General features: G+C 71.5%; 22 protein-coding genes. 9 read left to right on the top strand and 13 right to left on the bottom strand.

Annotation, left to right across the window (positions count from 1 at the left end; genetic code table 11):
- The first annotated feature begins 93 nt into the window (after window positions 1–93).
- Entirely contained in the window at window positions 94–891 is a 798-nt protein-coding gene (locus ACWDRB_RS26790; protein WP_449897963.1) for an IclR family transcriptional regulator, read from the top strand.
- 9 nt (window positions 892–900) lie between these two features.
- Here the strand turns inward: ACWDRB_RS26790 and ACWDRB_RS26785 are convergent, their stop codons facing one another.
- The 5 genes from ACWDRB_RS26785 to ACWDRB_RS26765 are packed head-to-tail and all read right to left on the bottom strand — an operon-like array spanning window position 901 to window position 7,271.
- Entirely contained in the window at window positions 901–1,779 is an 879-nt protein-coding gene (locus tag ACWDRB_RS26785) for a sugar phosphate isomerase/epimerase family protein (protein ID WP_449897960.1), read from the bottom strand.
- A complete protein-coding gene (locus ACWDRB_RS26780) occupies window positions 1,776–3,872 on the bottom strand; it encodes an ABC transporter ATP-binding protein (protein WP_449897958.1) in 2,097 nt (698 codons plus the stop codon). The genes ACWDRB_RS26785 and ACWDRB_RS26780 overlap by 4 nt, the downstream gene beginning before the upstream one ends.
- Window positions 3,869–4,738, bottom strand: a complete 870-nt coding sequence (locus ACWDRB_RS26775; protein ID WP_364248579.1) for an ABC transporter permease — start codon at window positions 4,736–4,738, stop codon at window positions 3,869–3,871. Before ACWDRB_RS26775 ends, ACWDRB_RS26780 begins: the two co-directional genes overlap by 4 nt.
- A 2-nt stretch (window positions 4,739–4,740) precedes the next feature.
- A complete protein-coding gene (locus ACWDRB_RS26770) occupies window positions 4,741–5,688 on the bottom strand; it encodes an ABC transporter permease (RefSeq protein WP_350727485.1) in 948 nt (315 codons plus the stop codon).
- A 14-nt stretch (window positions 5,689–5,702) separates the two neighbouring features.
- Complete coding sequence (locus tag ACWDRB_RS26765) at window positions 5,703–7,271, bottom strand: ABC transporter substrate-binding protein (RefSeq protein ID WP_449897955.1); 1,569 nt, start codon at window positions 7,269–7,271, stop codon at window positions 5,703–5,705.
- 212 nt (window positions 7,272–7,483) lie between these two features.
- Between ACWDRB_RS26765 and ACWDRB_RS26760 the strand changes: the two genes are divergently transcribed.
- On the top strand, window positions 7,484–8,419 hold the full coding sequence (locus ACWDRB_RS26760; RefSeq protein WP_449897952.1) for an NADP-dependent oxidoreductase: 936 nt from the start codon (window positions 7,484–7,486) through the stop codon (window positions 8,417–8,419).
- 7 nt (window positions 8,420–8,426) lie between these two features.
- Here ACWDRB_RS26760 and ACWDRB_RS26755 read toward each other — a convergent pair whose 3' ends face one another.
- From ACWDRB_RS26755 to ACWDRB_RS26745, 3 genes are read right to left on the bottom strand one after another with little or no spacing between them, the layout of a single operon-like run.
- Window positions 8,427–10,055, bottom strand: coding sequence for a GMC family oxidoreductase (locus ACWDRB_RS26755; protein ID WP_449897950.1), 1,629 nt, complete (start codon window positions 10,053–10,055; stop codon window positions 8,427–8,429).
- Window positions 10,056–10,089: 34 nt separating this feature from the next.
- Window positions 10,090–10,497: a gluconate 2-dehydrogenase subunit 3 family protein gene (locus tag ACWDRB_RS26750; protein ID WP_449897948.1), complete on the bottom strand. Its 408-nt coding sequence runs from the start codon at window positions 10,495–10,497 to the stop codon at window positions 10,090–10,092.
- Entirely contained in the window at window positions 10,494–11,579 is a 1,086-nt protein-coding gene (locus tag ACWDRB_RS26745; RefSeq protein WP_449897945.1) for a Gfo/Idh/MocA family protein, read from the bottom strand. Before ACWDRB_RS26745 ends, ACWDRB_RS26750 begins: the two co-directional genes overlap by 4 nt.
- A 159-nt stretch (window positions 11,580–11,738) precedes the next feature.
- Here ACWDRB_RS26745 and ACWDRB_RS26740 point away from each other — a divergent pair, with 159 nt between their 5' ends.
- Window positions 11,739–12,371 (top strand): response regulator transcription factor, encoded by a 633-nt coding sequence (locus tag ACWDRB_RS26740; RefSeq protein WP_355200259.1) that lies wholly within the window; start codon window positions 11,739–11,741, stop codon window positions 12,369–12,371.
- A 14-nt stretch (window positions 12,372–12,385) separates the two neighbouring features.
- Here ACWDRB_RS26740 and ACWDRB_RS26735 read toward each other — a convergent pair whose 3' ends face one another.
- The gene (locus ACWDRB_RS26735; protein WP_449897941.1) at window positions 12,386–12,874 is read right to left on the bottom strand and encodes a flavin reductase; all 489 of its coding nucleotides are present in this window, start codon (window positions 12,872–12,874) and stop codon (window positions 12,386–12,388) included.
- A 95-nt stretch (window positions 12,875–12,969) separates the two neighbouring features.
- Entirely contained in the window at window positions 12,970–14,439 is a 1,470-nt protein-coding gene (locus ACWDRB_RS26730) for an ATP-binding protein (RefSeq protein WP_449897938.1), read from the bottom strand.
- A gap of 135 nt (window positions 14,440–14,574) precedes the next feature.
- On the opposite strand from ACWDRB_RS26730, the gene ACWDRB_RS26725 reads away from it, so the two are divergent.
- Window positions 14,575–15,705, top strand: a complete 1,131-nt coding sequence (locus ACWDRB_RS26725) for an acyl-CoA dehydrogenase family protein (RefSeq protein WP_350727494.1) — start codon at window positions 14,575–14,577, stop codon at window positions 15,703–15,705.
- Here ACWDRB_RS26725 and ACWDRB_RS26720 read toward each other — a convergent pair whose 3' ends face one another.
- A complete protein-coding gene (locus ACWDRB_RS26720) occupies window positions 15,706–16,959 on the bottom strand; it encodes an amidohydrolase (protein ID WP_449897935.1) in 1,254 nt (417 codons plus the stop codon).
- 48 nt (window positions 16,960–17,007) lie between these two features.
- Complete coding sequence (locus ACWDRB_RS26715; protein WP_449897933.1) at window positions 17,008–18,102, bottom strand: Lrp/AsnC family transcriptional regulator; 1,095 nt, start codon at window positions 18,100–18,102, stop codon at window positions 17,008–17,010.
- Window positions 18,103–18,390: 288 nt separating this feature from the next.
- Between ACWDRB_RS26715 and ACWDRB_RS26710 the strand changes: the two genes are divergently transcribed.
- From ACWDRB_RS26710 to ACWDRB_RS26690, 5 genes are all read left to right on the top strand, one after another.
- Window positions 18,391–19,896: an ABC transporter substrate-binding protein gene (locus ACWDRB_RS26710; protein WP_449897931.1), complete on the top strand. Its 1,506-nt coding sequence runs from the start codon at window positions 18,391–18,393 to the stop codon at window positions 19,894–19,896.
- Window positions 19,897–19,991: 95 nt separating this feature from the next.
- Window positions 19,992–20,939 (top strand): ABC transporter permease, encoded by a 948-nt coding sequence (locus ACWDRB_RS26705; RefSeq protein WP_449897928.1) that lies wholly within the window; start codon window positions 19,992–19,994, stop codon window positions 20,937–20,939.
- Window positions 20,926–22,608 carry a dipeptide/oligopeptide/nickel ABC transporter permease/ATP-binding protein gene (locus ACWDRB_RS26700; RefSeq protein ID WP_449897926.1) on the top strand — a complete coding sequence of 561 codons (1,683 nt, stop codon included), beginning with the start codon at window positions 20,926–20,928 and terminating at the stop codon, window positions 22,606–22,608. The genes ACWDRB_RS26705 and ACWDRB_RS26700 overlap by 14 nt, the downstream gene beginning before the upstream one ends.
- Complete coding sequence (locus tag ACWDRB_RS26695) at window positions 22,601–23,407, top strand: ABC transporter ATP-binding protein (protein ID WP_449897924.1); 807 nt, start codon at window positions 22,601–22,603, stop codon at window positions 23,405–23,407. The genes ACWDRB_RS26700 and ACWDRB_RS26695 overlap by 8 nt, the downstream gene beginning before the upstream one ends.
- Window positions 23,404–24,651: an amidohydrolase family protein gene (locus tag ACWDRB_RS26690; RefSeq protein WP_449897921.1), complete on the top strand. Its 1,248-nt coding sequence runs from the start codon at window positions 23,404–23,406 to the stop codon at window positions 24,649–24,651. Before ACWDRB_RS26695 ends, ACWDRB_RS26690 begins: the two co-directional genes overlap by 4 nt.
- Before the next feature lie 14 nt (window positions 24,652–24,665).
- Here ACWDRB_RS26690 and ACWDRB_RS26685 read toward each other — a convergent pair whose 3' ends face one another.
- Window positions 24,666–24,971: a hypothetical protein gene (locus ACWDRB_RS26685; protein WP_449897919.1), complete on the bottom strand. Its 306-nt coding sequence runs from the start codon at window positions 24,969–24,971 to the stop codon at window positions 24,666–24,668.
- Window positions 24,972–25,034: the final 63 nt, after the last annotated feature.

The following is a 25,034-nucleotide window of genomic DNA, read 5'->3' as shown; positions in this document are numbered from 1 at the left end:
TCTTTACATCGGTCCGCCCGGCGAAACCTATACATTCCAGACGTTCTGCACTATTCATGGGACAAATGGAAAGTGGTCGCGAGGGGAGTTCCGATGTCCTCACAGGTGTTCGTGGCGGCGGCGGCCGGCCCCGACGATGAGGAGGAATACCCCAATTCGGTGCTCGGCAAGGCTCAGTTGATCTTCGGGGCGTTCGAGTCGGGGGCGGTTCAGCTCCGGCTCACCGAGCTCAGCCGGCGCTCGGGGGTGCCGAAGGCGTCGGCGTACCGGCTGGCGCAGGAGCTGGTGCAATGGGGGTTGCTGGAGCGCAAGGGGGACTCCTACCAGCTCGGCATGCGCATGTTCGAGCTGGGCCAGCGGGTGCCGGTCTCCGCCGTGCTGCGCCGCGTGGCCCGGCCCCTCCTCACCGACCTGTTCGCCGCCACCAGGGCGACCATCCACCTGGCGGTCCTCGACCGCGGTCACGTGCTCTACGTGGAGAAGGTGGCCGGGGAGCAGAACGTGAACACCCACTCCCGGGTGGGCGGGCGCCTGCCCGCGGCGTGCACGGCGACGGGGAAGGCCCTGCTCGCGAACCTCCCCGACCTCGAGGAACGGCTGCGCCGCCTTGCCCGGACCGGCCTGCCGCGCCTGACACCGCGCACCGTCGCGTCCGTGGAGGACCTGCGCCGGCAGCTCGCGGTCGTCAGGGAACGGGGTTACGCCATCGAGAGGCAGGAGATCCTGCTGGGCTTCGGCAGCATCGCCGTGCCCGTCGCGGGGGCCGATGGAACGGTCCTCGCGTCCGTGTCGGCCGCCGCGCCGCTGTCGCGCCTGGTGGCGAAGCGGCTGCTGCCGGGGCTGTTCGCGGCGGCCGACGGCATCTCCCGCGCCGTCGAGCGGGAGTGCTGACGATCATCCTCAGAAGGCGGTGCGCATCCAGCCGGCCGACGCCTGCGCGCTCTCGTACGGGTCGGCGATGTCGGGCCGGTCCACCTCCACCATCAGCCACCCGTCGAACGCGTCGGGCAGGTTGCCGATGATGCCGGTCAGGTCGAGCTCACCCCGCCCGGGCTCGACCCAGAGCCCCGCGAGCACGGTCTGCCGGTAGTCCCACCCCTTCTCGCGGCCCTCGGCGGCGACGCTGAGCCGGCAGTCCTTCACGTGCACGAAGGGGATCCGCTCGGCGTAGTCCTTCACGAGCCGGGCGACGTCGGCGCCCGCCCACGCCAGGTGGCCCGTGTCGGGCAGGAAGCCGAGCCGGGACTCCGGCAGGGCCTCGAGCACCGCCCGGCCCTCCTCCTCGGTCTCGACCCACGTGCCGACGTGCGGGTGCAGGCACGGCCGGACGCCCTCGGCCACCATGGCGTCGCAGATCCGCCCGATCAGCTCCGTCACCGCCTCGACGCGCGAGGGGTCTGCGTCGTGCCCCTGCGCGGGGTTCAGGACGCGCGGCGCCTCCTTGCCCATGCCCAGGCCCAGGCCGATCTCGGTCAGGCCGAGCCTGGCCTGCGTGCGGGCGACCTCGGCGGCGGCGGCCACGACGGTGTCCTCGTTGCCGTCCCTGCCGTCCGAGCGGCAGGGGAAGTAGCCGGGCGCGAGCGCCAGGCCGACCTCGTCCAGCAGCGCTTGGTACTGCTCGACGTCGAGGCCGGCGGGCACCTCGGACATGACGTGGTCGAACCCGGCCCGCTTGATCTGGGTCAGCAGCTCCTTCGGCGCGGGGGCCAGCGACGGGTCCAGCCAGCCGTCGGCGCTGGCCATCCACTGGATCGGGTTGAGCGCGATCTTCGCGGTCATTCGGTTTCCTTTCCGTTGTCGGCAAAGTGGCAGGCGGCCCGCTGGCCGGTGGCCGTGAGGGTGAGCTGAGGGTCGATCTCCGTGCAGATTGTCCGTTCCGGGTTGACCAGCGGGCCGATCGGGCACCTGGTGCGGAACCGGCAGCCCGAGGGCGGGTTCGCAGGGCTGGGCAGGTCGCCGGGGAGGACGATGCGCTCGCGCGTGCGCGCGGAGACCGACGGGACGGGTGAGGACGACATCAGGGCGGCGGTGTAGGGGTGCTGCGGGTTGCCGTAGACGTCGGCGGCGTCGCCGTACTCGACGATCCGGCCCAGGTACATGACCGCGACGGTGTCGCTGAGGTGCCGCACCACCGACAGGTCGTGGGCGATGAACAGGTAGCCGAGCCCGAGCTCGTTCTGCAGTTGCTCCAGCAGGTTGATGATCTGCGCCTGGATCGACATGTCCAGGGCGGAGACCGGCTCGTCGAGGATGAGCGCGCGCGGCTGCCTGGCCAGCGCGCGGGCGATGCCGATCCGCTGGCGCTGGCCGCCCGAGAACGCGTGGGGGTAGCGGTCGAGGTGCTCGGCGCGCAGCCCGACCTGCGCCATCAGCGACCGCGCCGCCTCCTCGCGCTCCCGCCGGCCGACGCCTCTGAACGCGAGCGCCTCGGACAGCGACTGCCTGATGGTGCGGCGCGGGTTCAGCGACGCGTACGGGTCCTGGAACAGGTACTGCACCGAGGACCTGACCCGCCCGAGATCCGCCTGCCCCATCGTGCTCACGTCGGCGCCGTCGACGAGGACCGATCCGCCGGAGACCCGGTTGATCCCGACAATGCTCCTGGACAGCGTCGACTTGCCGCAGCCGCTCTCGCCCACCAGCCCGAGCGTGCGGCCGGCGTGCACCGACAGGCTCACGGAGTCGACCGCGTACACGGGCGGGTCGCGGTGGAACAGCCCGCGCCGCCGGGACCCGACGTCGATCCGCAGGTCGCGCACCTCGAGGACGGGCGTCGTGGCGTCCGCCACGGCCGCTTCTGGGGTGTGGACCGAGATGTCGGCGGGGGGCGGCTCGGGGTCGCGGACCGAGACGTCGGTGGTGGCGCGCTGCGCGACGAAGCAGGCGGCCGACTGGCCGTCGGTGCCGATCTGGAGCAGCTCCGGCGGCTCGTGCTCGCAGACGTCCTCGGTGAAGCGGCACCGGGGGGCGAACGGGCAGCCGGGGGGCGGCGCGGCCGGGTCGGGCGGCGCTCCCGGGATCGCGGGCAGCGGCTGTCCGATCCGGTCGTCGTCGAGGCGGGGCATGGCCGCCAGCAGCGCCGCGGTGTAGGGGTGCCGCGGCTGCTCGAAGACCTGCTCGACGGTGCCCTTCTCGACCGTGCGGCCGCCGTACATGACGACGACGTCGGTGCAGAGCTCGGCCACGACCCCCATGTCATGGGTGATGATCGCGATGGCGATGCCGAGCTCGGTGCGCAGCCGGGCGAGCAGGCGCAGGATCTGCGCCTGGATGGTCACGTCGAGGGCGGTCGTGGGCTCGTCCGCGATCAGCAGCGCGGGGTCGTTGGCCAGGGCGATCGCGATGACGACGCGCTGGCGCATGCCTCCGGAGAACTGGTGCGGGTAATGGTCGATCTTCGTCCGGACGTCGGGGATGCCGACCTGGTCGAGCAGCTCGATGGCGCGCCTGCGCGCGGTCTGCCTGTCGACCCCGTGCAGCGTCATGGCCTCGGCGATCTGGTCGCCCACCTTCATGACGGGGTTGAGCGCGGCCTGCGGGTCCTGGAAGACCATCGCGACCTTGCTGCCGCGGCGGCGCCGCATCTCGCGTTCGGGCAGGGCGAGCAGGTCCTCGCCGCCGAGCCGTACGGAGCCGGCCACGACCTCGCCCGGCGGGCGCAGCATGCGCATGATGGAGCGCGCCGTCACGGACTTGCCCGAGCCGGACTCGCCGACGATGCCGAGCACGTCGCCCGGGTAGATGTCGAAGCTGACGTCGTTGACGGCCTTGACGCCGCCGTTCCTCAGTCGGAACTCGGTGCGCAGGCCTTCGACCCGCAGCAACGGCACGTCCTTCGCCGTCACGGGGGCCAGGGATTCGGTGGAGGTCACCGGCGGTTCACCGCCTCGTTGAGCGCGTCGGACACCAGACTGAAGCCCACCGCCACCAGGAGCAGCAGGAGGGCGGGGCCGACGATGTAGGTGGGGGACTGGGTGACGAACCGCAGCCCGTTGTTCAGGAGCACGCCGAGCGAGGGCGTCGGCGGCTGCACGCCGAGGCCGACGATGCTCAGCCCGGCCTCGATGTAGACGCCGACGACCATCCACACGGCCGCGTTGACGACGGCCGAGTCCATGGCGTTCGGCAGGACGTGCCGGACCAGGAGCTGCGGGCGGGAGACGCCGAGCACCCGGGCGGCGAGGACGTACTCCCTGCTCTGCTGGGCCAGCCAGGCGCCGCGGGCCAGCCGACCGGCCGTGGGCAGTCCGCTGATCAGGATGGTCAGGAACAGCGCCGGCCAGCCCGGCCCCAGGATGGCCACCAGGCAGATCCCCAGGATCAGGCCGGGGAAGCCGATGATCACGTCGAGCAGCCGCTGCACCGCCGACCCCAGGTGCTCCGACAGCGCGCCGCTCAGCCCGAGCAGGACCCCGATCGCCATGCTGAGCGGCACCGCGGTGAAGATCAGGCTGAGGTCGATGCGCAGGCCGTAGACGCTGCGGACGAAGATGTCGCGGCCGAACTCGTCCACGCCGAAGATGTGCCCGGCCGAGATCCCGGTCAGCGCCTCGCGGCCCTGCTCGTCGTACCCGCCGGGGAAGAGCACGGGGGCGAGCAGGGCGGCCAGGCTCATGACGGCGAGGATCGACAGCCCGATGACGCCCTTCGGCGTGCGGAACGCCGACAGGTAGCGCGCCAGTGTCGGGTTCAGCCGGCGTGCGCGCGGGATTCCCCCTTCGAGTGGAATATCTGCCATACCTACGCTCCCAACGTGATCCGGGGGTCGAGTGCTGCCAGGATCATCTCGGTGAGGATCTGGCAGATCACCGCCACGAAGACGACGGCCAGGATCAGCACCTGCAGCACGGTGAAGTCGCGGGTCTGCACGCTGGAGACGGCGAGCTGGCCGAGGCCGTTGCGGTTGAAGATCGCCTCGATGATGACGGCGCCGGCGAGCAGGTTCCCGACCTGCAGGCCCACCGCGACCACCGCGGTGCCCACGCTGTTGCGCAGCACGTGCCGGATCGTGATCCGGGCGCCCGAGGCTCCCTTGCTGAGCGCGAGGTCCACGTAGTCCTCGTTCCTGGCGACCAGCATCTCCGCCTGCAGCAGCCGGGCCACGACCGCCGCGGGCGGCAGCGCCAGCGCGATCGCCGGCAGGATCAGGAACTGGAAGCCGATCACCGGGTTGTCGAGGAAGGCGACCTCGCCGCTGACGGGCAGCCAGCGGTTCAGCACGCCGAAGACGAGGATCAGCCCCAGCCCCGTGACGAACGACGGGACGGCCACGAGGACGCTGTTGACCAGGTCGAGGCCGGCCCGGGCCCAGCGGCTGCGGACCGAGCCGACCACGACGCCCAGGGCCGTGCCGATCGCGATGACCAGCAGCGTGGCCAGGGCGGCCAGCTCGACCGTGCTCCCCAGCCGGTCGCCGATGAGGCTCGCGACGCTGCGTCGCAGCAGGTAGGACTGGCCGAGGTCGCCTTGGAGCAGCCCGGCCATCCAGTCCGCGTACTGGATCACCAGGGGGCGGTCCAGGCCGAGCTGCTGCCTGATCGCGGCGATGTTGGCCGCGGTCGGGTCCGCTCCGGCGAGCGTGACCGCCACGTCGCCCGGCGCCAGCCGGGGCAGGGCGAAGGCCACGATCGAGCTGGCCAGCAGCACGAACACCAGCGAAGGGAGCTTGCGTATCAGGAACCGGACCATCGTCCTGCCTCCGGTTACTTGGACAGCCAGGCCTGGCTGAGGTCGAGGAAGCCCATCTGCGTGGACTTGATGCCGTTCACGGAGTTCGCGCGCAGGGTGAGGGTGGGGCGGGTGACCAGCGGGAGCACGAACGCCTGGTCGATGAAGTAGGCGTCGTAGTCGCCCAGGGCCTTCTGCTGGTCCTCCGTGGTGCTGGCGCTGGTGACCGCCTTGACCAGCTTCGTGTACTCGGGGCTCTTGAAGTGCGAGACGTTGCCGTCCGCCAGCAGCTCCGGCCGGCTCACGACGGCGGTCGCGGGGGACAGGCCGTTGCTGTTCTGCATGAGGAAGGCGGGGGCGCCCAGGTCCTTCTTGGCGATCCTGGCGTCGTAGTCGGCCACGGGCACGACGACCGGGTTGGCGTTCAGCCCCACGGCGGCCAGGTTGTTCTTGACGATCTGGAAGACGCCGGTGGCCTCGGGCGAGTTCAGCGTGAGCACGTCGAACGAGACGTTCTTCACCCCCGCCTCGGCCAGCAGCTGCTTGGCCTTGTCCGGCTGGTAGGTGTACTGCTTGGCCTGGGCGGCGTCGTAGCCGACCGTCGAGGCCCGCCACGGCACGTTGGTCGGGTCGGCCTGGCCACCCATGACCTGCTGCACGATGCGGTCGCGGTCGATCGCGTAATGGACCGCCTGGCGCACGGCCTTGTTGTCGAACGGCGGCTTGGTCACGTCGAACGCCAGCGGGATGGCCGCGCCGCCCGAGGTCACGAGGGAGAAGCCCGGCTGCTGGCTCAGGGTCCTGGCGTCCAGGGCCGCCATGCCGACGCCGTACTGGACGCGGCCGCTGCGGATGGCCGCGACCATGGCCGTCGGGTCCTTGATCAGGTTGATCTCGATCGTGTCGAGCTGGGTGCCCGCCGCGTCGCGGTAGCCCGCGTACTTGCCGAGCACCAGCTTGCCGCCGGGAGTCCACGACTTCCACGTGAAGCGCCCGGTGCCGTCGACCTTCGTGCCCGCGGCGTAGTCGCCGTAGGAGTCCTTGTTGAGGATGGGCATCGTCTCGAAGAGGTCGAAGATGTTCGGCAGCGGCTGCTTGAACGTCAGCGTCAGCTCGTGCTCGCCCTTGGTCTTCATGTCGGAGATCTGGGCGGCGATCGACTGGTTGGCCGCGCCGGTGGCCGGGTCCTGGACCTTCTGGATGGCGAAGACGACGTCGTCCGCGGTCAGCTTGCGGCCGCTGTGGAAGGTCACGTCGTCGCGGAGCTTGAGGTCCAGGCTCTTGCCGTCGGGGGCCAGGGTCCACGACTCGGCCAGGACGCCCTTGGGCTGCCCGGTCTTGCCGTCGATGAGGGTCAGCGTCTCGAAGACCGCGTACTCCGCCACGACGTTGCCGAAGGAGGTCTTGAGGAACGAACCCGGGTCGGCGTCGCTCGTCTGGGCGACGATGAGGGTGCCGCCCCCGCGGACCGGGCCTGTACTCGCGCTCGCGGAGTTCCCGATGGCGCCCTGGTTGGCGGCGCTGCACGCGGCGGAGGCGAGCATGGCCGCGCCGGTGGCGCCCGCGGCGAGACGACGGCGCCATACTGACTTCGTCAGTGACATAGGTACTCCTCGAGACAATCTGGGGGCGTGCGGTGTAACGAGGTGTCGGGCATCGTACTAATTGCCCGAATTGTTGCCGGACGCGGAGTCACCGTTCTTCAGGTGGTGGGCTCAAACCCTAGAGCCGGACGATTCGGGCGGCTCCCGCGCCGGTTCGCTGACCGGAACAGGCCTTCACCCCGGTTCGCACCCGGTCGGTAGCGTCCCTGACCATGCCTCTCGCTTACGGGTTCATCGACTACGGCGGTCCGGATGTCCAGCGCTACCTCGACGTTCCCGCGCCCGAGCCGCAACCGGGCGAGGTGCTCGTCGAGGTGCGCGCGGCCGGCGTCAACCCGGTGGACTGGAAGGTCCGCGCCGGCATGCATCGGGCCTTCCTGCCGCTGAGCCTGCCCGCGATCCTCGGGCGCGAGGTGGCCGGGACCGTGGTGCGGACCGGCCCCGGAGTCACCCGGCCGGCCGTCGGGGACGCGGTCTTCGGCAGCACGGCCGGCGGGAGCGGCGGGTACGCCGAGCTGGCGGTGCTGCCGGAGGACCGGGCCGCGCGCATGCCGGACGGGCTGAGCTTCACCGACGCTGCGGCTTTGCCGATCGCGGCGGGGACCGCCTACGAGGGGCTCGCCGCCCTCGCCCCGGCCCCCGGTCAGACGCTGCTGATCCTGGGCGCCGGCGGGGGAGTCGGCACGGTCGCGGCCCAGCTCGCGGTCATGGACGGGGTACGCGTCGTGGGCACGGCGAGCGGGGCGAAGAGCGCGTTCGTCGAATCACTCGGCGCCACGGCGGTCGCCTACGATCGCGAGGACGTCGCGGGCCGGTTGCGGGAGCTCCTTCCCGAGGGCGCCGGCACCGTTCTCGACCTGGTCGGCGGTGAGGCCCTCCATGGTGTCGCGGAGGTCCTCACCGCCGGTACGCGCGTGCTGACCGTGGCCGGCGAGGAGACTGCCGCTCGCTTCGGCGCGCGCCCGCTCTCGCGGACCGGGGACCCGGGGACGCTGTCGGCCCTGGCCGAGCTCGTGGTCGCGGGGAAGCTGGATCCGCGCGTGGGCCGGGTGTTCCCGTTCGCCGCGGCGGCCGACGCGCTCGCGCTCGTGGAGGACGGCCACGCCACCGGCAAGGTGGTGCTCGACGTCACCACGCGATCATCCTGAGCAGGCGTCACCACTCGGCGCACAGTCGCTCGGCCGTCCGGAACGCCAGCGCCATGATCGTCAGCACGGGGTTGACCCCGCCGTTGGTGACGTGCACGGAGGCGTCGGCGACATAGAGGTTGTCGTGCCCGTGGACCCTGCCCCACCGGTCCACGACCGACGTCCGCTCGTCGTCGCCCATCCGGCACGTCCCCGACTGGTGCTGCCCGGCGTGCAGGCCCAGGGGCGCCCGTGCCGCCCACGCCCGGCGCGCGCCCGAGGCGAGCAGCCATTCACGGGCACGGTCGGCGATGAAGTCCCCGGTACGCAGGGTCTCCGGATGGGTCGTGCCGGACAGGCGGGCGACCGGGATGCCCCACCGGTCGCGTACGCGAGGGTCGGGCCGCGTCCTCGCCTCCGGGCTGGGGATCTCCTGGACGGGCCCGCCCACCCGCATGACGCGGCGGTAGTTGTCACGCATGTACTGCTTGTTGCGCGCGCCCCAGCGGGGCAGGTCCGGCGGCAGGTTCCGGGCCCAGAAGGCCAGGGGCAGCACGGTGAACTCGTCCGCCAGCATCGCCCCGCCGACCAGGCCGTCGTTGTGGTGGACGAAGTCGAGCGTCGCGAGCGAGACGCCGGGGCCCAGCCCGTCGTGCACGGGCTCGTCCATCTCGCCCAGGGCCCACGCGTAGGCGTGGCCCTGCAGGTGCCGCCCCACCTGATCGTGGTTGTTGCCCAGCCCGTGCGGCTCGCGCCGGGTCGGGGAGTTCTGCAGCAGCCGGGCCGTCTCGATCGCGCCGGCCGCGCAGATCACGACCTCGGCCTCGACGACGTGGCGGGCCCCCGAGCGATCCACCCAGCGCACGCCGGTGACGCGGCCCGACGGGTCGCATTCGACGCGTTCGGCGACGGCCTCCGGCAGCAGCCGGGCACGGCCGGTGGCGAGCGCGCGGCTCAGCACGGTGTTGTGGGAGCCGTTCTTGGCGTCCGCCGGGCAGGCGAAGCCGACGCAGTGCTGGCAGCGGGTGCAGGCGGCCCGTCCGCCGTACGGCTCCGAGTTGATCAGCAGCGGCACCGGCAGCACGTCCCAGCCGAGGGCGGCCGCGCCCCTGCGCAGGGCGGCGGCCTGCAGGCCCTCCGGGAGCGGGGACATCGGGTACGGCTTGGCGCGCCTCCAGTGGCGGCTGCCGGCCGCGTGGTCGCCGCAGACGCCGATCTCCCACTCGGCGCGCTCGTAGTAGGGCTCCAGGTCGTCGTATCCGATGGGCCAGTCGGCGAGGCTGCTGCCCGCGGGCACGCCGTACGTGCTCGCCATCGTGAAGTCGGCGGGCAGGAACCGCCACGCCTGCGCCCCGTAGAGCCGGGTGCCGCCGCCGACCAGCGTGGCGTTGCCGTGGAAGCCCGGCTCGTGCGGGCGTACCACGTGCTCGCCGCCGGTGGCGTCGACGACGACGCGCGGGCCGTCCTCGTAGTCGGGCCCGGAGCGGTGCGGATAGCGGGTGAGGCGGTGGTTGCGCAGATGGTCGCGGCCGATCTCCGCGAAGGTGAGGTCGCGGCCGCGTTCCAGCACGAGCACGTGCTTGCCCGCCTCGGCCAGGACCGCGGCGGCGACCCCGCCCCCGGCGCCCGACCCGATCACGACCGCGTCCACCCGCATCAGCCCCGTACCTCGCATCGGGTCACGGCCCGCATCAGTCCCGTACCTCGAATCCGATCATCCGCCAGGAGGCGGCGTCGCGGTTGCCGCCGTTGCCGGGGTCGCCGTAGAAGCCCTCCATGACGTGCCCGACCACCGTCTCCACGAACGCCGCCGCGTCGAACGTCCACGGCACGCGGGTGTCGCCCGCCTCCAGCGCCCGCAGCAGCTCCTCGCGCCGTCCGGGCGGCAGCTCGGGGAAGCCGGCGCCGTGCCGCTCGCGCGCCTCGGCCTCGACGGCCTCGAGCCCCGCCTCGTAGTAGGCGCGCAGACCGGCCAGGTCGCGGCCGAACTGCCCCGCGAAGTAGTCCAGGACCCCCGCCTCGGTGCCGCTCGGGTGATCGTCGGCGGGGACGATCGTGTCGACCACCGCGCCCAGCGTCGCGGCCTGCCCCGGGGTCACTCCGCGAAACGGGGGGCCGGGCGCTCGCAGGTGCTCTCCAGGCGGACGACCTGGCCGGGCCCGTCGATCGCGGAAAGGGCCTCGAGCACGTGGAAGGCGAACGTGGCGTTCGCGCGGTGGGGGCCGCCCTCGATCGCGTCGGCCAGATCCCGGACGCCGAGCCCGCGGCGGGCCTGCTCCTTGGTGCCGACCGCGCCGAACAGGCCGACGACGGGCGGCAGGACCGACCAGTCCGCGTCCCCGTGCCGTCGCACCCGTACGTCGCCGTCGAAGTGGTTGGGGTTGGGCAAGGTGAGGGTCCCTTCGGTGCCGTAGACCTCGATGGCGGGCAGATCGCTGTCCCAGACGTCGAAGCTCATCAGCGTGGTGCCGATGACCCCGGAATCGAAGACGAGGACGGCGGAGGCATGGGTCGCCACCTCGACGTCGATCCGGTCCACGACGCGGTCCGGCGCGGTCACCGCGCGCATCGGCGCGCCGACGCGAGCGGCCCCCGCCACGGACCTGACCGGGCCGAGCAGGTTCACCAGTATGGCCAGATAGTACGGCCCCATGTCCAGGACGGGCCCGCCCCCGCGCTGGAAGAGGAACCGCGGGTCCGGATGCCAGGTCTCGGCCTTGCTGTGCCGGATGAACGCCGACACGCCGATGGGCTCGCCGATCAGCCCGTCGTCGAGCGCCTTGCGCGCGGTCTGGGAGGCGCTGCCGAGGAACGTGTCCGGCGCGGAGCCCAGCACACGTCCGCTCGTCCCGGCCGCCGCCAGCACCTCCCGCGCCTCGGCGACGGTCGCGGCGAGCGGCTTCTCGACATAGACGTGCTTGCCGGACTCCAGGGCCCGGATGACGGTGCTCGCGTGGTGGGCCGGCGGGGTCAGGTTCACCAGGATGTCGATCGAGTCGTCGGCGTAGAGCTCGTCGCCGTCCCCCCAGGCGGGGATGCCGTGCTCTTCCGCGGCCCGCTTGGCCCTGTCGACGTCGATGTCGCCGACGCGGACGATCTCCAGCTCCGGGTAGCGGGCCATGCCGGTGACGTAGCGGCCGAAGATGTTGCCGGTGCCGAGGATGCCGATGCGGTGGTGCACGTGTTTTCCGTCCTTCTGGTTGCGTACGGGACCGATGGAAGTCAACGTCCGGCGCGGCCCGCTCACCAAGCTCGCCAGTCCGCTGGCCGAACCGGCGGGATTGCCCCGATCCGGCGGGCTGCGCATAGTACGAGCACGTGGCCTGCGGAGGACGGGAAGATGAGCGGTACTGAATCGGCCCTGGCAGGCCCGGTGGTGCACATCGTCGACGACGACCACGACCTGAGGCGCTCGCTCGTCTTCCTCTTCGAGAGCGTCGGGGTCCAGGCGCTCACCTATCCCGACGCCGCGACGTTCCTGGCCGAGTACGACGCCGCCGAGCCCGCCGTGCTGATCGTGGACGTGCGGATGCCCGGCCTGAGCGGGTTCGAGCTGCAGGAGCGGCTGCTCGGGCTCGGCTATCCCGCCCCGATCATCTTCTGCTCCGCCCATGGTGACATCGCGATGTCGGTACGGGCCCTGCGGCAGGGCGCGGTCAACTTCCTGGAGAAGCCGTACAAGCCGCAGCAGATGCTCGACGTCGTCCAGGAACAGCTGCGGGAGGCCGAGCGACGCTTCCGCGAGCACGCCGACCGGCGGGCCGTCGGCGAGCGGGTCGAGTCGCTCACCACGCGGGAGCGCGAGGTGCTCAGGCTGGTCGTGGACGGCCTGCCCAGCCAGCTCATCGCCCGCCGGCTCGGCACCAGCGTCAAGACCGTCGACGTGCACCGGGCCCGGATCAAGGCCAAGACCGGCGCGGACAGCCTGGGCGCGCTGGTCCGCGACGTCCTCCAGTGCCGGATCGAGCTCTGACGAGCCCGGCGGCGTCAGGCGGTGAGGCTGTGGAAGCGGCGCTGGAAGTAGACCAGGGCACCGCTGTCCAGGCGTGAGGTGACCGCGTCGATCTCGACGAAGGCCACCGTGTGCGAGCCCTGCCGGCGCCTGGTGACGATCCGCCCGACGACCGAGGCGAGCGCGTCGCGCAGCACCGGCACGCCGTAGGTGCCGAAGTCCCAGGAGCCCGCGCCGAACCGTTCGGAGGTCGGCACGTTGGTCGCACCGGCGAAGTGCATCGCCAGCTCCTCCTGGTCGGTGCCGAGCACGTTCACGCAGACGCGCCCGTTGGCCATGACGATGTCGTGCGAGCTGCTGGAGCGGTTGACGCAGACCAGCATGGTCGGCGGGGAGTCGGTGACCGAGCACGCCGCGCTCACGGTCACCCCGGCCCGGCCGTGCTCGCCATCGGTGGTGACGACGTTGACGGCGGCGGACAGGTTCGCCATCGCGGCACGGAAACGGCGCTGCGCCTCGGTCACGGCTGCCTCCTGAAAGTGATCGGCTGCCTCCGAAGCTAGGCCGCGACCGCCGGGGCCGAAATCGAGACTTCATCCACGCCGGCTGAGGATTTCCCCTACGCGCCGGCAGGCTGCTCCGGCTCGGCGAGCGGCAGCGTGAACCCGAACCGCGACCCGCCCTCCGCCCTTCTCTCCGCCCGGATCGTGCCGTGCTGGCGGGTGATGATCCGGTGGCTGAGCGCCAGGCCGATCCCGCTGCCGTGCTCCTTGGACGTGAACGACTCCGCGAACGGGTCGCGCGGCAGTCCCCGGCCCCGGTCGTCGACGGTGAAGGTGCCGTCGGGGGCGGTGGCCACGTCGATCCGCTTCGGAGCCGCAGGCGACTGCCCCATCTCGTCGACGGCGTTGAAGCAGAGGTTGAGCACCACCTGGCCGGTCAGCACCCGTTCGCAGCGCACCAGGACCGGCTCGGGGGCGAGCCGGACCCGGACCTCGACCCCGAGCGGCGCCGCCCGCAGCCGCACGAAGTAGAGGCACTCCTCGACGACGTCGTTGAGGTCGGCCACCTGCTCCACCTGCTCCAGATGGCCGACGAAGGCACGCACCGAGCTGACGATCGCCGCGGCGCGTTCGATCTGGCTGACCGCGCTGGCGACGCCCTGGGCCAGCCCGCCGGCCTCCGGCAGCCGGGCGGCCCGGGTGTGCACGCCGGCCAGGAAGTTGGCGGCGGCGGCCAGCGGCTGCCCGAGCTCGTGGGCGATCGCCATCGCCATGTCGCCCATGGCGTTGTAGCGGGCCAGGTAGTTCTCCCGGTGCAGCTCCCGGGCCCGGCGTACCTGGTCCTGGACCCGGTCGGAGACGTCGTGCAGGATCATCAGCAGCGCGGTGGCGTCCTCCTCCCGCAGCCGTTCCAACGAGCCCTCCAGCCACACGCGGCCCGCCTCCAGCTGGACGGGGGTGACCGGGGTGGCGCGGGCGAGCACGTCCGCCCAGCTCGCGTCGCGGCCGTCGAGCCGCAGCCGCGCGAACGCCGTCAAGGGCCGCATCGGCCCGTCCACCGGAGCGCCGATCGCGGTGAGCGCGGTGTCGGTCGCGAACCTGATCGTGCCGGTCTCGTCCAGCATCAGGGCGAGGGTGGAGGTGTAGTGGGCCAGCGCGTCCACGTACGACGTGGTGAGCCGCAGCTCGCGCTCCACCCGCTGCTCCCGCTCGATGTCGCGGAACTGCACCATCACCGCCGGCCCCTGCGCGAGCTCGACCCGCACCGCGAGCGCGTCCGTCGGGATCACCCGGCCGGACTTGGAGCGGTAGTGCCACTCGATCCGGCTGGCGCCCTTCTCGACGGCGTCCTGCAGCCAGGCGCGGCCGATCACCCGGTCGTACTGCTGCGCCGAGCTGCTCATGTGGTCGGCCTTGAGCGGCCGGATCTCGCTCAGGCCGAACTCCAGCAGCTCGCAGGCGGCCGGGTTGGCCCACAGGATGTTCTTGGTCGCCGCGTCGTGGATGAGGACGCACATCCGGGAGGCGTTCATCATCGCGACGAAGTCCGCGGCGACGAGCTCGGGAGCCCGCGGATCTACTCGCACCGACACAGGGTAGGTCACCCGGTGTGGGGCCGGGGATGAAGATATCCCCTACGTCAAGGTGAGGAAATGACGACTGACGGGCGCAAGCGTTCTTCCTAACCTCGGATCACACCGTCAGACCCATGAGGAGCAAGGATGGCGCAGGACGATCCCGCCGCGTTCGACGCGATGCTGGCCGAGCTGGCCGAGCGTCGCCAGGAGTTCCGCGAGCAGCGCTACGTCCCCAGAGACTTCGTCGAGCGGCTCAAGCGGCTCGGCCTGTACCGTTGCGCGACGCCGGAGCGGTTCGGCGGCGAGACGATGGCGCCCGCCGAGTTCCTGAAGAAGATCGAGCGGATCTCGGCCGTCGACGGCTCCACCGGCTGGGTCGCGAGCTTCGGCTCCCAGCTGGTCTACCTGGGCTCGCTGCCGCTGGAGACCCAGGCCAAGCTGTACGCCGGCGGCCCCGACGTCGTCTTCGCCGGGGCGCTGTTCCCGATCCAGCAGGCCACCCCGACGGAGCGCGGCTTCCTCGTCAACGGCCGGTGGAAGTTCGCCAGCGGCTGCATGGCCGCCGACATCATCTGCGTCGGCATCCCCGGCGACGACCTGACCTCGGGCAAGCCGCGCGGCGCGCTGGTACGTCCGGAACGCCTGGAGATCGTGCAGGACTGGGACGTCGTCGGCATGCGCGGCACCGGCTCCTTCGACCTGATCGCCGAGGACGTCGAGGTCGACCGGGAGTGGACCTTCATCCGCGGCGGGGAGCCGGTGGTCGACGAGCCGCTCTACCGCTACCCCGCGATCACGTACGTCGCCCAGTCGCTCTCCGTGGTCTCCGCCGGCGTCGCCAGGGCCGCCCTCGACTTCGCCGAGGGGGTCGGCAGCGGCCGGGGCAGCATCACCGGCGCACCCAAGCTCGCCGACCGCGCCTACTACCGCGCCGGCATCGCCGAGGCCGAGGCCACGCTGCGCTCCGCCCGCGCCTACTTCTACGAGGCCGCCGACGAGGCCTGGGAGACGCTCGTCGCCGGCGGCCTGGTCAGCGACGAGCAGAACGCGCACCTGCGGCTGTCCGCCGCGCACCTCGCCCGGACCGCGTCGGAGGTGGTCCACAAGGTCGTCTCGCTGTCCGGCACCGCCGCGATCTACCAGGACCACCCGCTGCCCGCCTTGCTCGGCGACGCGCTGGTGCCGCAGGAGCACGCCTTCCTCAGCCCGGCGATGTACGACGCCGCGGGCGCCGTACTCATGGGCCTGCCGCCCACCGTCCCCGCCTTCCGGTGATCAGCCCTGGCGGATCAGCGATTCGAGGAGGTCGATCCCGAGCGGGATCGACTCCTCCGCCACGTCGAAGCCCGCGCTGTGGTGCGGGCCCGGGCTGCCGCCTCCGATCATCACGTACGCGCCCTTGCCGTCGCGCCGCTGGACGTGCCGGATGAGCAGGTTGGCGTCGTCGCTGCCGGCGAACGCCTGGGTCCTGATCACCTCCACGACGCCGGGGTGCGCTCCGGCCACGTCCACGATGCGGTCGACCAGGTCGTCGTCGGGTGTCACGGTGGCGGAGCTGCCCGTCACGACCAGCGCCGCCTCGACGTCCTGCGTGCGGGCGGCGCCGTCCACGATGGACCGGATCCGGTCGACCAGCTCGTCCACGACCTCGTCATCGGTGGCGCGCGCCTCGCAGGTCATCACCGCCGAGGCCGGGACGATGTTCACGCCGTCACCGGCGACGAGCGTGCCGACGTTGAGCCTGGTGTCCGCGGACCCGTAACGGGGGAGCGCCATGATCGCCAGCGTGGCCATGGCCGCGGCGAGCAGCGCGTTGCGCCCCGACTCGGGCGAGCCGGCGGCATGGGAGGCCCGGCCCGTGAAGTCGACCTTCAGCTTGCGGGTGGCCATGCCGCCGGTGAAGCTGCCCACGACGTGGCCGACGCCCAGCTCGCCCGCCATGTGCACGGCGAGCATGATGTCGATGTCGTCGGCCACCCCGGCGTCGATCATCGTCTGCGCTCCGCGTACCCCCTCCTCGGCGGGCTGGAACAGCACCCTCAGCGAGCCCGCGAAGTCGCGGTCGGCGAGGCGGTGCAGCAGGCCCACGCCGATGGTGGCGTTCGCGTCGTGGCCGCAGGCGTGCATCGCGCCGTTCGCCGCCGCGAAGCCGTTCGCGGCCGGGAAATGGGCCGGATCGGCGGACTCCCGGATCGGCAGCGCGTCGATGTCGGCGCGCAGGCCCCATCGCGGCCCCGGCCGGACGCCGGCCAGGTCGACGACCAGCGCGGTGCCGTTCTCCTGGAAATACCGGGCCTTCTCCGGCGGGATGCCGGAATCGACGGCGCGGGCGGCCCATTCGGCGAGCGTGCGCGGCGACGGGTAGTTCACGACGGGGGAGAGGTCGTGGGCGTCCTTTCCGGTCAGGACGGTCACCGGCAGGTCTTCGACGGCCCGCGCTATCCGGGCCGCCGTCCCGATCTCCACGAATGCGGGTTCCGGATTGCGGTGCAGTTCTCGCCGGAATGCCCTGAGCTCCTCGATGTCCACACGACCTCTTTCTCTGCGCACTGATCAACGGCCGGGCGGTCGTTTCGCTCAGGCTAGGAAAGGCGCCGCGAATGGGCGTCGATCGGCGTTGATCCCGCATGAAACATCGGATTTTCGAGCCGAGCCCGCACGAAGCTGGTCGTCGAACACCGGCTGGCCGCCGACAGGCACGTAACGCAGGCGCCGGCTGTCGAGATCGAGAATGTAGCCCGTGCGCTTGGCGATCCTCGGGACGATCCACCTGTCCTTGACCAGCAGCTTCGGGAACATCGACGACAGCCTGCCCTCGATCTCGTCCAGCTCCTGCAGGTTGCGCAGCCACAGGAAGACCGCGAGGTTGGCCTCACCGGTCACCGAGGCGCACAGCCGCACGTGGCAGAGCAGCCGCAGCGAGGCGATGAGGCGTTCCAGGTCGGGGTGTTTGACGTCGAGCCACAGCACCGCCGCCGCCGACCAGCCCAGGAGGGTGTGCGCGAAGTCGACGCGCCATCTGACCCAGTTCGCCGCGAGCAGCGCGTCGATGTCCCGGGAGATGACCGAGATCGAGCGGCCCAGCTGCCGCTGCATGTCGGCGGCGGTGCGGCGGACGTCCGTGCTGAGCGCCGCGATGACGTCGAGGTGGGCGGGCTTGCGGTGCTCGGGCGGCTCGGACGGCCGCAGCAGGTGCAACGCGCGCGCCTGCTCGTCGGAGAGCGCGTTGAGCCGCCAGCCCGACCCTTCCAGGAAGATCCTGCGCAGGTAGTGGGTACGGGTGCCGACGATGCCGGGGACGCCGGAGATGCGCTCGTCGATGTAGCGGTCCATGGAGAGCAGGGTGGGCATCGAGATCATGACATAGAGGTCGCGGGCGCCCGACGTGCAGTGCACGCTGATGATGGGTCCCTGCCGGCTGAGCTCGGCGATCACGTCGCCACGCTGGCCGGGCGCGCATCGGATCTCGACCAGGGCCGAGATCTCCTGCTGGCCGGTGCGCGGCTCGCACTCGAAACAGCTCGTCCACACCTGCCGCTGCTGGGTGAGGGCCGACCATCGGCGCGAGATCGTCGAAGGGTCCACCCGGAGGATCCTCCCGAGTTGGACCCACGGGACCCGGGGATGGATCTGGAGCGCGTTGATGATCTGAAAGTCCAGCCCGTCGACCATGCGCCTCATCCTGCACGGACACGCCTCATCTGCCCATGAGGATGTATCGCCTGCCGGACCGCCGCGTAAGATCAGCTCTGGAACACGGTCACGTGCAGGAAGCCGTAACGCGAGGGAAACCTCCGGCGAAGCCCGCGGGAAAGATCGTGCGCCCGGGCCGCGATATCACTCAATTCCGTGCGCTCTGCGTCACGGAAGACCTGGATTCGGCAGGCGACACCTAGGCTCGGCGCCATTCATTCTCGCGAGTGCGCTGGAGGATCAGTGTTTCGCAATTCCATTCTCGCGATGGCGCTCGTGGCGGGCCTGGCCGGATGCGGTGTCGCCGAAGGGGCGACGGACACCATCAACATGTCGCTGAACACCGATCCGGCGACCTTCGACCCGGCGCTGGCCAAGGGCGGCGACGATTTCGGCATGGCCCGGCTGCTGTTCGACACGCTGGTGCGCAAGGACTCGGGCAACTCCCTCGTCGGCGGCATCGCGTCCGCCTGGCAGGCGGAGGACGCCGCGCATTACACGTTCACCATCCGCGGCGGTCTGACCTGCTCGGACGGCAAGCCGATCACTCCGTCGGTGGTGGCCGCCTCGCTGACGCGGTTCGCGGCCAAGGAGACGGGCTCCTCGGGCCGCACGCTGGCGCTGGGATCGGGCACCGCGACGTTCACCGCCGACGACAAGACGAACACGGTGAAGGCCGCCCTGTCCGTCCCGTGGTCCGACTTCCTCACCGGGCTGACGCTGCCGCAGGCCGGGATCGTGTGCCCGGCCGGCCTGAGCGATCTCAAGGGACTCGCCGCCGGGAAGGTCGCCGGGGCGTTCTCCGGCCCGTACACGCTGACCTCGTCCCAGGCGGCGGTGTCCTACCAGTTGACGCTGCGCGACGGCTACGCGGGCTGGCCGGCGTTCGCCAAGCCCCTGGAAGGCGTGCCCGCCAAGCAGCTGAACCTCACGCCGATCACCGACTACGCGACCATCGCCACCCAGCTGCTGGCCGGCAGCCTGGACGTCGGCGTGGTCTCCGACGAGAACGTGGCCCGGTTCGACGGCAACACCCGGTTCTCCACGTCGAGCGCCTCCAACACCACGACGTACCTGCTGTTCAACGAGCGTCCGGGAACGGGCTTCGCCGACCGGCCCGAGCTGCGCGCCGCGGTGGCCCAGGCCGTCGATCCGCAGGCGTTCAGCGACATCATCAGCGGCAAGCGGGGCAGCACGATCCTGTCCGTCGGCTCGGCCAAGCTCCCCTGCGTGAACACCGACCGGTCGCTGCTGGTCCCGCAGGACTCCGGCGCCGCCGCCAAGACCCTGGCCGGGGTACGCGTCCGCATCGTCGGCACGACCCTGCTGCAGGGCGGCAACGACTACATCGGCGAGGCGCTGCGCAACGCCGGCGCGAACGTCACCGTCAGCTCCCTCGACAACGCCAACTGGGCCACGGTGACCACGGCCGGCGGCTCGGACTGGGACATCAACGTCCAGGGCGACAACAACCAGCTGGGCACCCTCACCTCCTCCCTGCTCCGGGTGATGGGCCCGGTGACCGAGAAGGGCGGCCGCAACAAGACGGGATCGGTCAACGAGAAGGGGTACGGCTTCGTCACCCAGGCCATGAGCGTGACCGACAGCGGCGGACAGTGCGCCGCCCTCCAGTCCGCGCAGAAGTCGTTCCTCCAGCGGGTCGACGCGATCCCGCTGTCGACCCTGCCCACCACCACCGTCGTCTCCAGCGGATTCGCCATCCGGACCTTCGACGACTACCTCGACCCCGCCACCCTGCGCATCCTCAAGTAGCCGACATGACCTCTCTTTCCACGCCTGGTCCGAGTCTTTCCACGCCTGGTCCGAGCGCCCGGTCGCGGGGCTCCTCCGCCTGGCTCGGTTTCGCCGTGCGGCGGCTCACCAGCCTTGTCGTGATCTTCATCGCGCTGCTGGTCGTGTCGTTCCTCATCGTCCAGCTCATTCCCGGTGACCCGGCGGTCGGCGTCGCCGGGGCCAACGCCGATCTCGCCGACGTCCAGCGGGTCCGGACCGAGCTGGGGCTCGACCGGCCGATCTGGGAACGGTTCCTCGTCTACGCGGGCGGCGTCTTCTCCGGGGACCTCGGCACGTCGTTCATGTACCGGCAGCCGGTCGAGACGATCATCATGAACCGTCTCCCCTTCACCGCCACCATCGCGGTGACGGGAATCGCCGTCGTCCTGCTGGTCGCCGTACCGCTCGGCATGGTCATCGGCGTCCTCACGCGCGGCGGCCGGCGCAGGTGGCTGGACGCCGCCTTCGGGGTGGTCACCGGTTTTCTCGACTCGATCCCCGGCTACATCATGGCGTCGTTCCTGGTCGTGATGTTCGCCCTCGGCATCGGGCTGGTGCCGCTCTTCCCGCCGGCCTACGCGCCCCGCTTCGGGGCCGCGTCGTTCGTGCTTCCGGTCGCGGCGATCGTGATCGGCCCGATCTGCACCATCTCCCGGGTCGTCCGCCGCGAGACGGCGGTCGTGCTCGACACCGACTACATGCGGACGGCCCGCGGCTGGCGGCTGCCCGCCTTGCGGCGCCACGTCCGATGGGCGCTGCCGAACCTGCTCACCACCACGCTCACCCTGAGCGGGCTGATCCTGACCGGCATGATCGGCGGCGCGATCATCATCGAGTCGGTGTTCGCGCTGCCCGGCCTGGGCAGCGGCATCATCAAGGCCATCCTCGACCGCGACTATCCGGTCATCCAGGGCATGGTGCTGGTCATCGGCATGATCGCGGCACTCGTCAACCTCCTCGTCGACGTCCTGCTCGGGCTGATCGACCAGCGGACCCTCGGAGGGTCGCATGTCTCCGCGTAGCCGGCCGCGCCGCCGCAACCCCGGGCTCGTGCTCGGCCTGGCGCTGCTGGGCGGCATCGTGCTGATCGCCGTGCTGGCCCCGATCCTGTTCACGGAGCGGGCGGCCGTGCTGGGCCCGCGGTTCGCCGCGCCCTCGTCCGGGCACTGGCTCGGCACCGACGCGGCCGGCCACGACGTCCTGCTGCGCAGCCTGGTCGCCACCCGCCTCACCCTGCTGATGACCGTGGGCGCGACGGCCATGTCGGTCGTCTTCGGCGTCGTCCTGGGCACCGGCGTCTGGCTCGTGCGGCCCCGCGTCAGGGAGGTCTGCCTGCGCGTCATCGACGCGATGGTGGCCTTCCCCGGGCTCCTGCTCGCGCTCGTCGTGGCGGCCGTGCTCGGGGCGGGCGGCTCCTCGGCGGTGATCGCCATCGGCCTGTCCGGCATCCCCTACTTCGCGCGCCTCACGGCGAACCTCGCCGCGAAGGTCTCGCAGCAGGAGTACGTGTCGACCGCGGGCCTCCTGGGCGTCAGCCGCGCCCGGATCGCGATCAGGCACATGCTGCCGAACATGGCCGAGCCGCTGCTCGTGCTGACGGCCTCGACGTTCGCGGCCACGCTCACGGCGATCTCCGCGCTGTCGTTCGTGGGCCTCGGCGTCCAGTCGCCCTCCTACGACTGGGGCAAGCTCCTGAACGAGGCCCTGCCCTCGCTCCTGGCCGACCGGCCCTTCCAGATGGTCGGCCCGGCCTGCCTCATCGTCCTGACCGGGCTGGGGGCGGTCCTGATCGGCGACGGCCTCGCGGCGGCGGCGAACCCGCGGGGGCACACGGCGCCGGGCCGGAGCGAGGCACCCCCGGCCGCGCAGGAGGCGACGAGCGACCAGCTCGCCGACGTCCGGGATCTGTGGATCCACGCCGGCGACACGCCGCTGGTCAAGGGCATCTCCTTCGGCATCGGGCGGGGCGAGATCGTCGGCATCGTGGGGGAGAGCGGATCGGGCAAGACCCTCACCGCGATGTCGCTCGCGCGGCTGCTGCCGGACGGCCTGACCTCGACGGCGAGCCGCATGGCGGTCGGCGACCTGGACCTGCGCCGGCCCGTCCGGCCGGCCCTCCTGGCGGAGGCCGTCAGCCTGATCTACCAGGACCCGGGCTCGACGTTCAACCCCGCGCTGCGCATGGGCACCCAGCTCACAGAGGTGCTGCGTACCCACAAGCGCCTCGGCGGGCGAGAGGCCGCGCAGCGCATCCTCGACGCGCTCCGGGTGGTCCACCTGACCAGGCCCGAGCAGCGCATGAAGCAGCATCCGCACGAGCTCTCGGGCGGCATGCGGCAGCGGGCCATGATCGCCGCCGCGCTGGCCGTCGAGCCGCGCCTGATCATCGCGGACGAGCCGACCACGGCCCTGGACGTCACCGTCCAGGCGGAGATCCTGCGCGAGCTCAAGCGCGTCAACCGCGAGTTCGGCGCCTCGATCATGTTCATCTCGCACGACATCGGGGTGGTCCGCGCGCTGTGCGACCGCGTCCTCGTGATGTACCGCGGCGAGATCGTCGAGGAGGTCGCCGCCGGGGAGCTCACCGTGGAGACCGCCCGCCACCCGTACACGAGGGCCCTGCTGGAGGCCACCCCCGACATCGACGCGTCGTGGACCCCGCCGCGCACGAAGGAGCACTCGCATGGATGAGGAGACGGCCGTCGAGGTACGCGACCTCGAGGTGGGCTACGGGTGGGGCAAGAACGCGACGCGCGTCCTGCACGGCATCACCCTGGACGTCGCCCGGGGCCGCACGGTCGGCATCGTCGGCGAGTCGGGATCGGGGAAGTCGACGCTGGCCAAGGCGCTGGTCGGGCTCGTCCGGCCGACCGCGGGGAGCGTCAGGATCGGCGGCGTCCCCATCTCCTCCGCGCGGGGCGCCGGCCGCCGGGCGCTGCGGCGCAAGGTCCAGATGATCCCGCAGGACCCGTACTCGTCGCTCGACCCCAGGCGCACGATCGGCGAGGCGCTCGCCGAGGCCGTGGACCCGAGCCGGGCGGACGTGCGGCGGCACCGGGACGAGATCGTCCAGTGGCTCGAGGCCGTCAGGATGCCGGCCGACACCATCGACCGCTACCCCCACGAGTGCTCCGGCGGGCAGCGGCAGCGGGTCGCGATCGCACGAGGTCTGATGATCGGGCCCGAGGTGGTGATCGCCGACGAGATCACCTCCGCGCTCGACGTCTCGGTCCAGGCGGAGATCCTCCACCTCCTCGCCAAGCTGCGCCGCGAACTCAACCTGACCATGCTCTTCATCTCGCACAACCTCGCCGTCGTCCGGCACGTGAGCGACGAGGTCGTGGTGCTCTACCACGGCGACGTCGTCGAGCACGCCCCGGCCGCGGACCTCTACCGGAGTCCGCGGCACGAGTACACCCGCACCCTGCTCGACTCCGTACCGGGCGCCCCAGGCTTCGACATCGAACCCCGTCAGAAGGACTCCGCTTGACCACCCATCGAAAGCTCCGCCTCGCCAACGTCAGGATCATCAACGGCACCGGCGCGCCGCCCGTCGAGGACGGCGTCCTCGACGTGACCCCGGACGGCGTCATCGGGTTCGCCGGCCCGGCGGCCGAGGCCCCGGAGGTCCACGGCGCCGACGTACGCGATCTGCGCGGCAGGACGCTCCTGCCCGGATTCGTCGACTGCCACGTGCATATGGGCTTCTCCCTGGGGAACGGCCCCTTCCACGCCCTCCAGAACGACCCCGCCCTGACCGTCCTCGAGTCCGCCGCGCGGCTCCGGGCGACCCTCGAGGCCGGCGTCACCAGCGCGCGCGACCTCGGCGGGCTGTCCTCGGGCTTCCGCGAGGCGATCGAGCGCGGGCTGATCCCGGGCCCGCGGCTGAAGCTCGCGGTGAGCCCGATCAGCCACACCGCCGGGCACGGGGACATGCACCTGTACGGCGGGACGATCGCGCCCACCGTGCCCGAGCTGATCGAGATCGCCGACACCGTCGACGAGGTCCGCAAGGCGACGCGCCGGGTGCTGCGCCAGGGAGCCGACCTCATCAAGATCTGCACGACCGGCGGCATGGGGAGCAGGCACGACCACCCCGACGACGAGGGCCTGCGCCTGGACGAGGTGCGGGCCATCGCCGACGAGCTCGACCGGCACGGCGGCAAGCCCATCGCCGCGCACGCGCAGGGACGCAAGGGGATCCTGACCGCCCTCCGGGGCGGGGTGACCAGCGTCGAGCACGGGTACGGCATCGACGACGAGGGACTCGACCTCCTGGAGGAGCGCGGCGCCTTCCTCGTCCCGACGCTGTCGACCGTGTTCGCGATCGACAAGGAGACGATGCAGCCGTACCACTACGCCAAGAAGGTGAAGTGGTCCGAGATCACCAAGAGGAACATCGGCCACGCGATCGCGCGCGGGGCCAGGATCGCGCTGGGCACGGACGCCGGCGTGTGCCCGCACGGGCAGAACCTGCGCGAGCTCGGGCATCTCGTCGAGCTCGGCATGTCCCCGATGGCCGCCATCGTCGCCGGGACCCGGACCGCCGCCGAGCTGCTCGGCATCTCCGGCGAGGTGGGCACGCTGGAGGCGGGCAAGCTCGCCGACCTCGTGGTCACCGACGCCGACCCGTTGCGGGACATCCACGCGCTGGCCGACCCGGGGCACATCGAGATCGTCATGAAGGCGGGCGCCATCGTCAAGGACCTCGGCCCGGTACGCACTGGCCCGTAAGCGGTCCGGCCGGCTCAGGTGCGCAGGGTGCTGGCGTCCTCGCCGGCCTTGTACGTCTTCGAAGCCAGGTGGAGCCGGTTCTCCTGCTCCCTGAGCGCGCTCGCGAGCAGGTCGAGCCCTCTGCCGATGCTCTCCATCCGTTGCCCGCGCGCCTGCCAGTACGCGCGGCCGTAGTCGTCGTCGCCGACGGCGGTGTGTGCCGCGCTCGACGCCGTCTCGAACCGGGTGTGGGCGCCGGACACGTCACCGGCCATGCCGTCCGCCGCGCTCGCCAGCCGGTGGAGGTGGGTCTTGCTGTAGACGACGCCGTCGAACTCCACGGTTCGGGAGCCTAGCTGGCATGTGCAGACATGAGTGGAAGAATCGGGAAAGAATGGTGCTTC

It is taken from the genome of Nonomuraea sp. NPDC003707 (assembly GCF_053587055.1).
This window is presented reverse-complemented; position numbering and strand designations above follow the sequence as displayed.

Excerpts from the sequence above, each read along its gene's own strand:
- ACWDRB_RS26790 (WP_449897963.1), top strand. The coding sequence starts at position 94 with ATGTCCTCACAGGTGTTCGTGGCGGCGGCGGCCGGCCCCGACGATGAG.
- ACWDRB_RS26785 (WP_449897960.1), bottom strand. The coding sequence starts at position 1,779 with ATGACCGCGAAGATCGCGCTCAACCCGATCCAGTGGATGGCCAGCGCC.
- ACWDRB_RS26775 (WP_364248579.1), bottom strand. The coding sequence starts at position 4,738 with ATGGCAGATATTCCACTCGAAGGGGGAATCCCGCGCGCACGCCGGCTG.
- ACWDRB_RS26770 (WP_350727485.1), bottom strand. The coding sequence starts at position 5,688 with ATGGTCCGGTTCCTGATACGCAAGCTCCCTTCGCTGGTGTTCGTGCTG.
- ACWDRB_RS26765 (WP_449897955.1), bottom strand. The coding sequence starts at position 7,271 with ATGTCACTGACGAAGTCAGTATGGCGCCGTCGTCTCGCCGCGGGCGCC.
- ACWDRB_RS26760 (WP_449897952.1), top strand. The coding sequence starts at position 7,484 with ATGCCTCTCGCTTACGGGTTCATCGACTACGGCGGTCCGGATGTCCAG.
- ACWDRB_RS26755 (WP_449897950.1), bottom strand. The coding sequence starts at position 10,055 with ATGCGGGTGGACGCGGTCGTGATCGGGTCGGGCGCCGGGGGCGGGGTC.
- ACWDRB_RS26740 (WP_355200259.1), top strand. The coding sequence starts at position 11,739 with ATGAGCGGTACTGAATCGGCCCTGGCAGGCCCGGTGGTGCACATCGTC.
- ACWDRB_RS26725 (WP_350727494.1), top strand. The coding sequence starts at position 14,575 with ATGGCGCAGGACGATCCCGCCGCGTTCGACGCGATGCTGGCCGAGCTG.
- ACWDRB_RS26715 (WP_449897933.1), bottom strand. The coding sequence starts at position 18,102 with ATGGTCGACGGGCTGGACTTTCAGATCATCAACGCGCTCCAGATCCAT.
- ACWDRB_RS26710 (WP_449897931.1), top strand. The coding sequence starts at position 18,391 with ATGGCGCTCGTGGCGGGCCTGGCCGGATGCGGTGTCGCCGAAGGGGCG.
- ACWDRB_RS26700 (WP_449897926.1), top strand. The coding sequence starts at position 20,926 with ATGTCTCCGCGTAGCCGGCCGCGCCGCCGCAACCCCGGGCTCGTGCTC.
- ACWDRB_RS26695 (WP_449897924.1), top strand. The coding sequence starts at position 22,601 with ATGGATGAGGAGACGGCCGTCGAGGTACGCGACCTCGAGGTGGGCTAC.